This is a genomic window from Eubacterium sp. AB3007, assembly GCF_000688015.1.
Taxonomy (GTDB): Bacteria; Bacillota; Clostridia; order Peptostreptococcales; family Anaerovoracaceae; genus Aminicella.
In genome coordinates this window covers 407,061-420,320 of the sequence record NZ_JIAD01000001.1, presented here as the reverse complement: position 1 = coordinate 420,320, position 13,260 = coordinate 407,061, and the positions used below count along the sequence as shown (strand labels likewise).

9 protein-coding genes and 2 other RNA genes are annotated in these 13,260 nt (G+C 52.5%); all 11 read right to left on the bottom strand.

What is annotated here, in order from left to right; all coding sequences use genetic code 11:
* Positions 1-11: 11 nt before the first annotated feature.
* The 11 genes from ssrS to dut all read right to left on the bottom strand — a co-directional run bounded on the left by ssrS (position 12) and on the right by dut (position 13,255).
* A non-coding RNA gene (ssrS, locus tag P156_RS13050) (6S RNA) lies at positions 12-189 on the bottom strand.
* A gap of 87 nt (positions 190-276) precedes the next feature.
* Entirely contained in the window at positions 277-1,002 is a 726-nt protein-coding gene (locus P156_RS0102050) for a YebC/PmpR family DNA-binding transcriptional regulator (RefSeq protein WP_027868724.1), read from the bottom strand.
* Positions 1,003-1,091: 89 nt separating this feature from the next.
* On the bottom strand, positions 1,092-5,309 hold the full coding sequence (locus P156_RS0102045; protein WP_027868723.1) for a 2-hydroxyacyl-CoA dehydratase: 4,218 nt from the start codon (positions 5,307-5,309) through the stop codon (positions 1,092-1,094).
* 106 nt (positions 5,310-5,415) lie between these two features.
* The gene (locus P156_RS0102040; protein ID WP_242838681.1) at positions 5,416-6,834 is read right to left on the bottom strand and encodes an MATE family efflux transporter; all 1,419 of its coding nucleotides are present in this window, start codon (positions 6,832-6,834) and stop codon (positions 5,416-5,418) included.
* 83 nt (positions 6,835-6,917) lie between these two features.
* An RNA gene (gene rnpB, locus P156_RS13010) (RNase P RNA component class A) lies at positions 6,918-7,259 on the bottom strand.
* Between the two features lie 13 nt (positions 7,260-7,272).
* Positions 7,273-8,040, bottom strand: a complete 768-nt coding sequence (locus P156_RS11190) for a Nif3-like dinuclear metal center hexameric protein (protein WP_051600525.1) — start codon at positions 8,038-8,040, stop codon at positions 7,273-7,275.
* Complete coding sequence (locus P156_RS12635) at positions 8,018-8,749, bottom strand: class I SAM-dependent methyltransferase (RefSeq protein WP_051600523.1); 732 nt, start codon at positions 8,747-8,749, stop codon at positions 8,018-8,020. Before P156_RS12635 ends, P156_RS11190 begins: the two co-directional genes overlap by 23 nt.
* Positions 8,750-8,752: 3 nt before the next feature.
* Positions 8,753-9,976, bottom strand: a complete 1,224-nt coding sequence (gene rpoD / locus P156_RS0102025; RefSeq protein WP_081818400.1) for an RNA polymerase sigma factor RpoD — start codon at positions 9,974-9,976, stop codon at positions 8,753-8,755.
* Positions 9,973-11,748 (bottom strand): DNA primase, encoded by a 1,776-nt coding sequence (gene dnaG, locus P156_RS12630; protein ID WP_051600521.1) that lies wholly within the window; start codon positions 11,746-11,748, stop codon positions 9,973-9,975. The genes rpoD and dnaG overlap by 4 nt, the downstream gene beginning before the upstream one ends.
* Positions 11,749-11,813: 65 nt before the next feature.
* The gene (locus P156_RS0102015) at positions 11,814-12,824 is read right to left on the bottom strand and encodes a deoxyguanosinetriphosphate triphosphohydrolase (RefSeq protein WP_027868720.1); all 1,011 of its coding nucleotides are present in this window, start codon (positions 12,822-12,824) and stop codon (positions 11,814-11,816) included.
* Positions 12,825-12,826: 2 nt separating this feature from the next.
* Positions 12,827-13,255, bottom strand: a complete 429-nt coding sequence (gene dut, locus P156_RS0102010; protein WP_027868719.1) for a dUTP diphosphatase — start codon at positions 13,253-13,255, stop codon at positions 12,827-12,829.
* Positions 13,256-13,260 lie beyond the last annotated feature (5 nt).

The following is a 13,260-nucleotide window of genomic DNA, read 5'->3' as shown; positions in this document are numbered from 1 at the left end:
TAGATAATATAAAAATACCCAAAACACCGTCAGGACTTAATTGACGCCTATCAAATATGATAGGTGGGTACCCTGCTCCCGGCTTCTGACGTCCACTCGATGGAGGCATGCCATCCACGGAGAGATCCAGGTTCCCTTGTTGGTGATGTAGGTTCAATTAAGAGCCCTTAACGCATGTTCCAGGCAATTCTATTGTACAATATCTACGCGGACAGGTCAAGAATACAAAAGGGCAAAACCCGTAGAAATACGGATTTCGCCCTATTGTTCAAAAAACTACTCGACCTCGTCCAGATCAACAGCGCAGTTGGTGTGTACGTTCTGCACGTCGTCGTTGTCCTCAAGGAAAGTGACCAATTTCTTCAGTTTCTTCAGGTCCTTCTCATCAGGGGTGCTCTCCACAGAGGGTACGTATTCCACCTCAGACTCTACGATCTCGAACCCGGCCTTTCTCAATGCATCATCCACAGCAGGATAGTCCGAAGGATCCGTCAGGATCTGGAAGTTGTCCTCGTTGGTGATCATATCTTCTGCACCAGCCTCCAGAGCTGCATCCATGACTGTATCTTCGTCAAGATCACCCTTCTCCAGGATGATGACGCCCTTCCGGTCGAACATATAGGTGACGCATCCCGGAGTTCCCAGATTTCCACCGTGCTTGTCGAACAAAGATCTGACTGCTGATGTCGTACGGTTGGTGTTGTCAGTCAGGCAATCTACGATGATGGCCACACCACCGGCGCCGTATCCCTCAAACTTCAACTCATCATAGGATGCTCCCTCGATCTCACCTGTACCTTTCTTGATGGCACGGGTGATGTTATCGTTCGGCATGCCGATGCTCTTCGCCTTCTCGATGGCGACTCTCAGGCTTGCATTGTATTCCGGATCTCCTCCGTCCTTCGCTGCTACCGTGATCGTCTTCGCGTACTTTGTGAACAAAGCAGCTCTCTTGGAATCCTGTGCTGCCTTCCTACCTGCAATTGTGCCGTGTCTTCCCATGGAGACACCTCCTTCTTATCTAGATTTATTGCTCATATCATTACTCAACTATAGTAGTATACTACAAAACCAAGCTTCTTTCAATACGATTACTGCATGTTCTTATGTGCTGTGGACATCATCAGCTTGATACGGTTCAGCTGATTCACATCGCTGGCGCCTGGATCGTAGTCAATGGCCACGATATTCGCTTTCGGATTCCGTTTCCGTATGGCTTTCATCATGCCCTTTCCGGTCACGTGGTTCGGCAGGCAGGCGAAGGGCTGCAGGCAAACGATATTGTTTACACCACTGTCAATCAACTCTGCCATTTCGCCGGTAAGGAGCCATCCCTCTCCACACTGATTGCCTATGGAGATGATCTCCGACGCCTTGGAGGCCGTATCCCAGATGTGAGCAGGTTCTGTAAAGTGACGGCTTGCGCGCAGTGCCTTTCGCATTGGTTTGCGCAGATGTTCGATCACACGGATGGCGGCCTGGTTGGCGCGCCAGGACACCCAAGACCCAGACAGATGTTCGTAGTTGAATTTTTTGTTTTCCATGCCATAGAGGAAGAAATCGATCAGATCCAGCACCACGGCTTCCCCGCCTTCTGCCTCGATGGTATCCACGATCTGGTTGTTGGCGTTTGGATGGTATTTCACCAGAATCTCTCCCACAACACCTACTCGGGGTTTTTTGTCGGGAATGCGCTCGATGGCATCGAACTCCTGGACGATCCTGGTCACATTTTGTTCGAATACCTTCCGCTTATAGTGGAGCATATTGTCCACGATACGGTCATACCAGCTGTCCATCAGCGCCTGGCTGGCCCCTGCCTCCTTCTCGTATGGTCTGGTGGCGTAGAGAAGACGCATCATCAGGTCTCCGTAGAGACAGCCGATGATCAGACTCATCCCCATTCTCGGTGTGATCTTGAATCCTGGATTCTTCTCCAGTCCAACGATATTGAAGGAGATCACCGGGATCTGTTCCATCCCCAGATCCTTCAGGGCTTTCCGGAGCAGCGCGATATAGTTACTGGCTCGACATCCACCACCGGTCTGCGACATAAATACCGCTGTTTTCTTCAGGTCGTACTCCCCGGACTTCAGTGCGGAGATGATCTGTCCAAGTGTCACGATGGTAGGATAGCAGGCGTCGTTGTTTATGTACTTCAGGCCTTCATCAACGGAGTTGGTATCTACCGGAGGAAGCAACACTGCATTATACCCGCAGGCCTGCATGGCTTCCTTCAGATAGTTGAAGTGGATTGGCGACATCTGCGGAATCAGCAGTGTGTAGTCCTTACGCATCTCTTTGGTGAAGATCTTGCGTTCCTGCGGACTGTTATCGGTGGTCAGTTCCACGTGATTCTTCTGGCGCTCATCCATGGCCGCCTTCAGGGAACGGATCCTGATCCTGGCCGCTCCCAGGTTGGACACCTCATCGATCTTCAGTACAGTGTACATCTTGTTGTTCCGGTTGCAGATCTCCTCCACCTGATCGGTGGTCACCGCATCCAGACCACAGCCAAAGGAGTTCAGCTGTACCAGTTCCACATCGTCTCTGGTTCCGGCAAAAGTGGCTGCTTTATAGAGCCGGGAATGGTAGACCCACTGGTCCAGCACACGGATCGGTCTGGCCAGTTCGACTTTGTGCGCAATGGAGTCCTCTGTTACCACCACGAGGTCGAAGGAATTGATCATCTTGTCGATGCCGTGGTTGATCTCCGGATCCAGGTGGTAGGGACGTCCTGCCAAAACGATCACCTTCTTGTTGTGATCCTCCGCGTACTTCAGCGCATACTCACCTTGTTTTTTAACATCGTTCTTGAAGGTGATCTGCTCTTCTCTCGCCATCTTCACTGCTCGACGGATCTCCTGATAGTCGATGTGATAAGATTCCAGATGCACGGCCAATTCCTTCGCCAGTTTCAGGTCGTTGTCATAAGGCAGGAAGGGATGCAGAAATCGCACGTTCTCCTGGGCCATCAGCTCGTCCATGTTGTTTGCGATGACCTCCGGATAGGTGGCCACGATCGGGCAGTTGTAGTGGTTCGGTGCCTTGGTATCCTCTGCCCGCTCGTAGTTCAGGCTCGGATAGAAGATCATCTTGAATCCATGCTCCACCAGCCACTTGATATGTCCGTGCACAAGTTTGGCCGGATAACAGGCGGTATCGGAGGAAATGGTGTCGATGCCCATGTTGTAGATGGTCTTTGTGCTCTGAGGTGAAAGCTCCACCCGGAATCCCAGCTCCGTAAAGAAGCGGAACCAGAACGGGTAGTTCTCGTACATGTTAAGCACCCTCGGGATAGCAACCACGCCACGGGTAGCTTCTTCTTCAGGAAGAGGCTTGTAATCAAACAGCCGCCCCACCTTGTACTCGTATAGGTTTGGAATCTTGTTCTCGTGAAGATTGCCCCCGGCCCCCTTCTCACATCGGTTTCCAGTGATGTACCTGGTGCCATTGCTGAACTTGTTGATGGTGAGGATGCACTGGTTCTCACAACGTTTGCACCGTCCATTCACATGTTCCACCGAGAAACGTCCCAGATCCTCTCTGGAGAGGATGGAAGATCGTGTTCCCTTCACATAGTGGTTCCGTGCGATCAGCGCGCACCCGTAAGCCCCCATCAGGCCAGCGATATCCGGGCGAACTACTTCCTTCCCTATGATCTGTTCAATGCTCCGGAGCACGGCGTTGTTCATGAAAGTGCCCCCCTGAACGACGATCTTGTTGCCGGTCTCATCGGTGTTCCTGAGCTTGATGACCTTGTACAAAGCATTCTTGATCACGGAATACGAAAGGCCTGCAGAAATGTCACCAATGGTAGCACCTTCCTTCTGCGCCTGCTTGACCTTGGAATTCATGAACACCGTACAGCGTGTACCCAGATCCACAGGGTTTTCCGCAAGCAGTGCCTCCTTAGCAAAAGCTTTTGTGTCCATATTGACCGACTTGGCGTAAGTCTCCAGGAAGGATCCACAGCCCGAGGAACAAGCCTCATTCAGCATGATGTTATAGATGGCGCCATCCTTGATCTTCATACACTTCATATCCTGGCCACCGATGTCCAGAATGAAATCCACACCGGGCAGAAACTCTTCGGCTGCCTTATAGTGCGCCATGGTCTCGATCTCGCCCATGTCCGCCTTGAATGCGGCCTTGATCAGATTCTCACCATATCCGGTGGCACATACGTTCGCTATGTACGCTGTATTCGGCAGCTGATCATAAAGCTCGTATAGCATAGAACGGACTGCCTCGATGGGGTTCCCCTCATTGCTCCTGTAGAACGAATAGAGCAGGTTTTTCTCTTCATCGATCAAAGTCGCTTTGGTAGTGGTAGATCCGGCATCGATCCCCAGGTACACGCGCCCGGTTGCCTTGGAAAGATCTCTACGCTTTATCTTTGCTTTGTCGTGGCGAGCCTTGAAGTCCCTATATTCATGAAGATCGCGGAATAACGGTTCGATATGTTTGGACTCGGACAATTGTTCCTTGTCTGCCTCGTCCATACGTTTCACGATCTCCGCAAGTGTGACCTCTGCCTGCTTCTCTGCCAGCATGGCGGCACCGATGGCCACGAAAAACTTGGAATCCTCCGGAAAAATCACGTCCTCATCCGGTAATTCCAATGTCTCGATAAACCGTTTCCTGAGTTCAGAGAGGAAGGACAGCGGGCCACCCAGGAAGGCCACCTTCCCTTTGATGGGATGGCCGCAGGCCAGTCCGCTGATGGTCTGGTTGACCACCGCCTGGAAAATCGAAGCAGCAAGGTCGGCTTTGTCTGCACCATCGTTGATCAAGGGCTGGATGTCAGTTTTGGCGAATACACCACACCGTGCGGCGATGGGATAGATGACCTTATAGTCCTTCGCCGCCTCATTCAGCCCGGCTGCATCAGTATTCAGCAGGATCGCCATCTGGTCGATAAAGGCGCCGGTCCCTCCTGCACAGGTGCCGTTCATCCGCTGTTCTACAGTCGCCCCGTAAAAGGTGATCTTGGCATCCTCTCCACCCAGTTCGATGGCCACATCAGTTTCAGGAATCAACGCTTCCACAGCCCGGCTGCAGGAAATGACCTCCTGCTCGAACCGGACATCGATGAGTTTGGCTAGAGACAACCCACCGGACCCTGTAATCACAGGGCGCAGACTGATATCGCCCAATTCCTGATACATGTCCTTGATAAGCTCTTCCACCTTTTCAAAGACGTTGGACATGTGCCGTTCGTATCTGGAGTATTGTACTTTGTTTTCATCGTCCAACACCACCAGTTTGACAGTGGTAGAACCGATATCGATTCCCAATTTACTCATAGTATTTCTCCGTTATCCAGTGTTCAAATTATGTCAATTTGTGTCTAAGTGTGTCAAAGGGTAAGTGTGTCAAAGGGGACGGTTCTTTTTGACACATTTTGACACACTATAGATTATTCAGTTCAGTCTTGTACAGATAGGTCAGCATGATGATAGCGTAGATGGTACCGATGATCTCCGCCAGAGGGAAAGAGGCCCAGGAGACCGTCAGCCCGAAGCTGTGATACAACAGATACGCCAGCGGCAAGATCCCCACCAGCTGCCGGAGTAGCGAAGCAAAGAGACTGTACATCCCATGTCCGGTACTCTGAAACAGCGTGGAGCACATGATGCCAAACGCGGCCGGAAGGAAACAGATGCTCATCAACCGGAGCGCCGGAACGCCCAGTCGCAGCATTTCCTCATCTGCGTCAAACATCTTCAGAAGAATCTCCGGTGCTGCCTGGAACAGAATCAAACCGGCACCCATGATCACGAAGGCAGCGATCAGACCTTTTTTGAAGGTCTCCATCAGGCGTTCTTTGTTTCTGGCACCGTAGTTGTAGCCCATGATAGGCATGGCCCCCTGGTTCATACCAAACACCGGCATGAACACAAACATCTGCAGTTTGAAATAAACCCCAAGCACCGCAACCGCAGTGGCAGAAGCAGCGATGATTGCGTTATATCCGAACAACATGATCGAACCGATAGACTGCATCACCATACCAGGAAGCCCGACAGCATAGATGTCACGAACCACCTTCCAGTCACGTTTGTACCCGCGAATTTGGATAGTGACTTCCTGTTTATTGCGGAAGAAGATGAACAGAGCCACCGTCAGCGATACGGCCTGCCCGATGATCGTCGCATACGCGGCCCCCACTACTTCCAGGCGGGGAAGCCCAAACAGACCGAAGATCAGGATCGGATCCAGAGCCACATTGGTCAGCGCACCAGAGATGCTGATGATCATCGGTGCGACCATGTTCCCCGTGGCCTGCAGAACCTTCTCGATCTGCACGTCGATCATGGTGAACACAGAAAGCGTGGTGACGATGCGAAGATACTGCACACCGTATTCCAACACCTGGGCATCACTCGTATACATTTGCATGAAGGGTCGCGCGAACACGGCTCCAAACACTGCCCAAAGTACAAAATTCCAAAATCCGATCCGCAGGCTGGTACTGGCCGCCTGGTTCGCTTCTCGAAAACGTCTGGCTCCCAGTCTCCTGGCGATCAGCGAGTTGACGCCTACCGCACTTCCCACTGACACCGCAACCATCAGCATCTGCACTGGATTTACCAGCGATACTGCAGTCAATGCCTGGGTACTGATTCTGGCCACAAAAATGCTGTCGACAATGTTATAAAGCGCCAAAATCATCATTGAGAGGATAGCCGGCCATGACATTGCCGCCAACAGTCTACCGATCGGCTCCGTGCCCATCTTGTTAGCATCCGGTTCCCGGTTACGGGACAATGCAGGCGACTTCTTCTGTTCTTTTGGTTCTATTATTTCTAATTCCCTTTTCTCTGACAATGAAACACCTTCTATCCTATATAACTGAAAGTGAGCAATAAATAACAGGAGTTCACAGGATCATCGATCCGTAAACTCCATCGTCGTCTGGCAGGTCTGTAAGCCGGGTTCTGTATTAGATGATCATCTATCTAGGCGCAACATCTCTGCGCGCTCATGCGGTCCACCTCTCGGGCGGTGACGGGCCGCCACCATACTGCCCTCCGACCTTGCTCCGGATGGGGTTTACACGGCCGTTCTGTCTCCAGAACGCCGGTGAGCTCTTACCTCACCATTTCACCCTTGCCACGGCATGACCCGTTTCGGCGGTGTGTTTCTGTTGCACTTTCCCTATAGTTACCTACGCCGGACGTTATCACGGCATCCTCGCCCTGTGGAGCCCGGACTTTCCTCATGCTTACGCACGCGATCATCTGGCCTGCCAGACATTCGATTATATCATAGAAACGGATCGATATCAATCCTTGATTGAATCACTTCACAATTAGTTTTGGAAGCCAGCAGATCCGTCATGTTCGCCCCAAAGATTTTCTCCGTACCGTAGTGGCCCGCATCGATCACAGCGATCCCCAGCGCTTTCGCCTCCTGTGCCTGGTGGTATTTCAGATCCCCGGTGATAAAAAGGTCCAACCCCTCTTGGGCTGCCTCGGGGATAAACTCTGCGCCGGCGCCTGTACACCAGCCCACCGTACAGATCGTGGTCGATGGATCTCCTACTACAGCGAGTTTCCTCGGTTCGATCGCAAGACTTCTGCTCAACCCACGCACAAAGTCCTCCAGACTGATCTCAAAGGGAGTCACCCCCTTGCGACACATTGGGTTCCCGCTCTCAAACTTCTCCACCTCGCTGAGACAAAGCAATCTGCCAAGTTCGTCGTTGTTGCCTCCCTCCAAAGAATCAAAAGAGGTGTGACAGGAGTACACGGAAATCCCGCTGCGGATCAGGCGGTACACAAGCCCGCCGACGGAATCATCTGCGCAGATGGAACGAAGTCCGTTAAACAGAAGCGGATGGTGGGTGACGATCATGTCTGCATTCACCTCTTCCGCCTCTCGGATCACTGCCTCCGTCACTTCCAGTGCAACCAGCACCCGGTTCACTTCATCGTATTCCGTATCGATCTGGATACCGCAGTTATCCCACTCCTCCGCCAATTCTGATGGGCAGAGGGTTTCCATCGTTCTATAGAATCTGACTTTGTTCACGTTGTTTCACCTCATCGATCAATCGCTCCAGGCGGCGAATAGCGCGCACAGTGCGCCGCATCGCCTCTTCGTCTATACGCCTAGCCATCTCCATGTGTTCATGATTGCGCTTCTGCTTGGCAAGGGCACGTTGCAGATACTCAGCCGTAAGCGGTCCGGGCATTTGTACAAGCGTATCCGGGAAATCGTACAGTTCCGGTACTTCCTCATAGGCAGGAACTGGCTTGTTTACACAGCCTGGCCTGACCAGAAGGACCTCACAGATACGCGCACGCTCTCGTACCAGGCGTTCTTCTTGGATCTGAAACCCTTGTCTCTGCAGGCGGTATCGAAGTTGTCCGACCTGCGTCCTGGGCTGCAGGATGAACTTCTCAAAAGAAGCAGAGAGCGCCGGATCCTTCTCCAGGATCTCTGCCATCAGCAGGCCGCCCATTCCGGCGATCACCACCGCATCCACCTCCCCGGGAGAAAGCACGGTCAGTCCATCCCCCCAGCGAAGGTCGAACTCGTGGCAGGCATCGTAATCCCTACAGTCCATCAGCGCCTTCTCCAGGGAACCCTTGCTGATGTCTGTCAGGATCACGTGCGGGCAGATTCCCTGCTCAGTCAGATAGATAGGAAGAAACCCATGGTCGGTTCCGATATCCGCCATGGTTTCCCCTTGCTGTATATAGTCCGCCAGTGCCTGCAGTCTGTCACTGAGTTTCATAGGTTACTCCAGGTAATCTCTGAGTTTCTTGCTTCTGCTGGGGTGGCGCAGTTTACGGAGGGCCTTCGCCTCGATCTGCCGGATCCTCTCTCTGGTCACGTCAAACTCCCGACCGACCTCTTCCAGCGTCCTCTGACGGCCGTCCTCCAGGCCAAACCGCAGCTTAAGTACCTTCTGTTCTCTCTCAGTAAGCGTATCCAGCACCTCCAGCAGCTGTTCCTTCAACATGGAGTACGCCGCGGCCTCTGCCGGCTTGGGAACATCATCATCAGGAATGAAGTCCCCCAGATGACTATCCTCTTCCTCGCCGATCGGGGTTTCCAAAGACACAGGCTCCTGGGCGATTTTCTGGATCTCTCTGACCTTGTCTACAGAGATTCCCATCTCCTTGGAGATCTCCTCCGGCGTCGGTTCACGACCGTAGGTCTGCAACAGTTGTCTGGACACCCGGATCAGCTTGTTGATAGTCTCCACCATATGCACTGGGATACGTATAGTCCTGGCCTGGTCAGCGATAGACCTGGTGATCGCCTGCCGGATCCACCAAGTGGCGTAGGTGGAGAATTTGTAGCCCTTTCTGTAGTCAAACTTGTCAACTGCCTTGATCAGCCCCAGGTTTCCCTCCTGGATCAGGTCGAGAAAGAGCATTCCCCTTCCCACATATCGCTTGGCGATGCTGACCACCAGTCGAAGATTTGCCTCACAGAGCTTGTTCTTCGCTTCCTCGTCACCGGCTTCCATTCTCTTAGCCAGCTCAATCTCTTCTTCCGCAGTCAGAAGCTGCACCTTGCCGATCTCTTTCAGATACATACGTACCGGATCATCGACACTGACCCCCTTTGGAACAGTGGCTTCCACATCGATCTCCCCGGTCTTCTTCAGGACGACACCATCGTCCTCTTCGTCTGTACCTTCATCATCCCCATCCAGGATCATTGCAAAATCCTCGGGAGATGAATCTGTGACTAGCTCAACCCCTTTGGAAAGAAGTTCGTCATATACCTCATCGATCAGATTCTTGTCCAGATCATAGGATTCCAACATGTTTGCGATGACAGAATACGTCAGAACGTTATTTGTCTCCTCCGCCTTCTTTCCCAGCTCTTCCACCAGCGTTGCCTTGATTTGATCCGCATTCATCCCTTCGAAATGGAATTGCACGACCTCTTCCTGGTTGTCGCCCTTGGTCTTTTTGTTGGTTGGTTGTTTTGGTTTCTTAGTGCTCATTCGTCCCCCTCGTTTTCTTCGAACAGTAATGTTTTTCTCTTTCTCTGTATGATTTTCAGTCGTTCCATCAGCTCTCTGATGGCTTCCTGGTCTTCTTCCTCATCAGACCGGTCCAGAAGATGGCGGATCTGTCCCTCCTGCCGGACCAACTCCTGCTGCTGCACATCCCGCATACATTTATCAAACGCAACCTTTGGATCAGGATCTATGTTGGTATCCCGTCGGATCTGCATCAATAGCTCCGCGTACTCATCGGCTTCATCGATCAGCGCCTCGTTCCATACGTAGTCCGGTTGATCCTGATATTTCGCTGCCAGAAGAATGACCTTCTGAAGCACCGGTCCAAACCGTCCGAGCATCCCCCGACGGACTTTCTCTCCATAAGAAGGATCCATCATGAGAAGACGGATGATGCTCCGCTCCAGAGGAGAAACCTCTGTCCGCGATTCCTCCTCTTCCGCATCCCTGCGGCGGGTCTGCCTGCGTTCCTTCCGTCCAGAAGCCTGAAGGGACATCTCCTGATCCAATGCTGTCACCGCAATTCCGGTGAGTTCTGCGATCTTGTCCTTGTAGACGCTCTGCTCTACCGGGCTCATGTCGGCGATCATTGCCAGGGCACGCCTTGCGAACTCCGTCTTCTGCTCGTCATCCGTCAAATCGAGGCCGATCTGCGCAGACGCCAGTTTATAGTCACCGTAGGACAAAGCACTGTCCACCAGTTTCAGAAAAGCATCCTTGCCATATTGTTTGATATATTCATCCGGATCCTTTCCGTCTGTTACATGCAGCACCCTCACCCGGATTCCTTGCTTCTTTAGAATTTCGATCCCTCGCAGTGCCGCATTTCGTCCGGCCTGATCGGCATCATAGGACAGGACCACGTCCTTGCAGCAGCGATTGTGGATCAGATGAGCCTGTTGTTCCGTCAGGGCTGTTCCCAGAGAGGCTGCTACGTTACGGATCCCTGCCTGGTAGACGGAAATGACATCCATATACCCTTCTACAAGAATGAGATACCCGGCTTTCCCTGCATCCTGCCGGGAGAAGTTGAGCGCATAGAGATTATCCTTCTTACGGAAAACCTTGCTTTCCGGTGAGTTGAGGTACTTCGGGTTGTCCTCCGGACTGATGGCCCGCCCTCCAAATCCGATGACCCGTCCGCTGATGTCGAAAATAGGAAAGATCACTCGGTTCCGGAACTTGTCATAGTACTTCCCGTTCCGTCCCTTGGAAACCAGACCCAGCTCCTCCATCTTGTCGTCCGGTATCCCCTGCGCGTGAAGGTGTCTGTAGAGACTGTCCCATTCCCGATCTGCATATCCGATCCCGAATCGTTTCAACGTCTGGTCAGAGATCCCTCGGTTCTTCATGTACGGATATCCTGGGTTCTTCACCTCCGTAAAGGATCTGTAGAAGAAGCGGGCAGCCATACGGTTAATCTCGTAATACTCCTTCCGGTTATCGACGGTCCTCGCGACCTCCATCTCGATTCCGTGCTCCTCTGCCAGTTTCTCTACGGCTTCCGGGAAACTCAGGTTTCGGTACCGCATGACGAACTCGATCACGTCCCCCTTGGCACCGCAACCGAAGCAGTGAAAGTGCTGCCGCGACTGTGACACGCTGAAGGACGGTGTTTTCTCATTATGAAAAGGACAAAGTCCCTTGTAGTTGGCCCCTGCCCTTTTCAGCTGTACCACCTGTCCGATCACGTCCACAATGTCCACGCGATCTTTCAGATTATCTATTGATGTCGGTGAATATGATATACTCATACCCTTATTATTCGTAAAAAAACACCGGCTTCCTTCTTTCTGCCGGTATTTTTTGAGATTATTTTTCAGAAAAGCCCTTCCGGGAAGAAGTTCTCCTGGTATATACGCATGGCGTACCGATCTGTCATTCCTGCCACATGGTCCTTGGCCGCAGCCTCAGGGCCTTCTTCTCTGATGATATGTCCCATATCCTTCGGCAGTTCCTCTGGATGACTGGCGAAATACTCGTACAAAGCCGAGATGATGAATTCTGTCTTTTTTACATCGGATGCCTTCTTGACCTTGCTGCTCTTGTAGACGTTCCTGAACATGAAACTCCTGAGCACCGTCAGTTGTTCCATGTGTTCTTCATCCATGGCCACATGTGGTTTTCCGTCACTGTTCTCCACCACATTCTGGACCATATTGCTGATCCGTTCTCCGTGTTCCTTTCCAAACATCCGGATGGGCTGCTCAGGGAGATCCGCCAGGGTCAATACGCCGCTTCGAATAGCATCGTCGATGTCGTGGTTGATATAGGCGATACGGTCACTGATCTTCACGACCTCGCCTTCCGGGGTAGCCGGTTTCAGGGAACCTGTGTGATTTACGATCCCGTCCCGCACCTCGAACGTCAGGTTCATCCCTGGCCTGCCTTTGTGATCCTCCAGAAGATCTACCACACGCAAACTCTGTTCATTGTGGCGAAACCCGCCCGGGTAGATCTGATCCAGCACCATTTCCCCGTTATGGCCGAATGGGGTGTGCCCCAGGTCATGACCAAGGGCGATAGCTTCCACCAGATCCTCATTCAGATTCAGCGTTCTGGCGATGGTCCGGGCCACCTGAGATACCTCCAGAGTGTGGGTCAGTCTGGTTCTGTAATGATCCCCCTCCGGAGCAAGGAATACCTGTGTCTTGTGCATCAGTCTGCGAAAGGCCTTGGAATGGATGATCCTGTCCCGATCCCGTTGGAAGCATGTGCGGAAGTCACAGGGAGCCTCCTCCAGTTGTCGTCCCCTTGTTTCAGAAGCCTTGGTCGCAAAAGGCGACAGCTGCTCCTGTTCTCTCTTTTCCAATTCCTCTCTCATCAACATGTCTATACCCCCGTATGCCCGAAGCCACCATGACCCCGTTCTGTTTCCTCCAATGTATCTGTCAGTTGTATCTCTGCCTGCGTAACCGGACTGATCACCACCTGCGCAATCCTGTCCCCGTCGTGAATCTCAAAAGGCTCCTGGCCCCAGTTGATCAAAGGGACCAGAATCTCCCCCCGGTAGTCCGCGTCCACCGTCCCAATACCATTGACCAAACCGATCCCATAGTGGATAGCCAGACCGCTGCGGGCTCTGACCTGTGCTTCATATCCTTCCGGAACCTGCAGAAAAAGCCCCGTTGGCACCAGTGCTCTGCCCCCCGGTGGAAGGCACATCGGCGCTTCCAGAAACGCCTGGATATCGAATCCGGCGGCACCAGCTGTCTTATACTGCGGCTTGCGGCCGCTCTTGCTGATCACATAAAGTTTCATGGCCT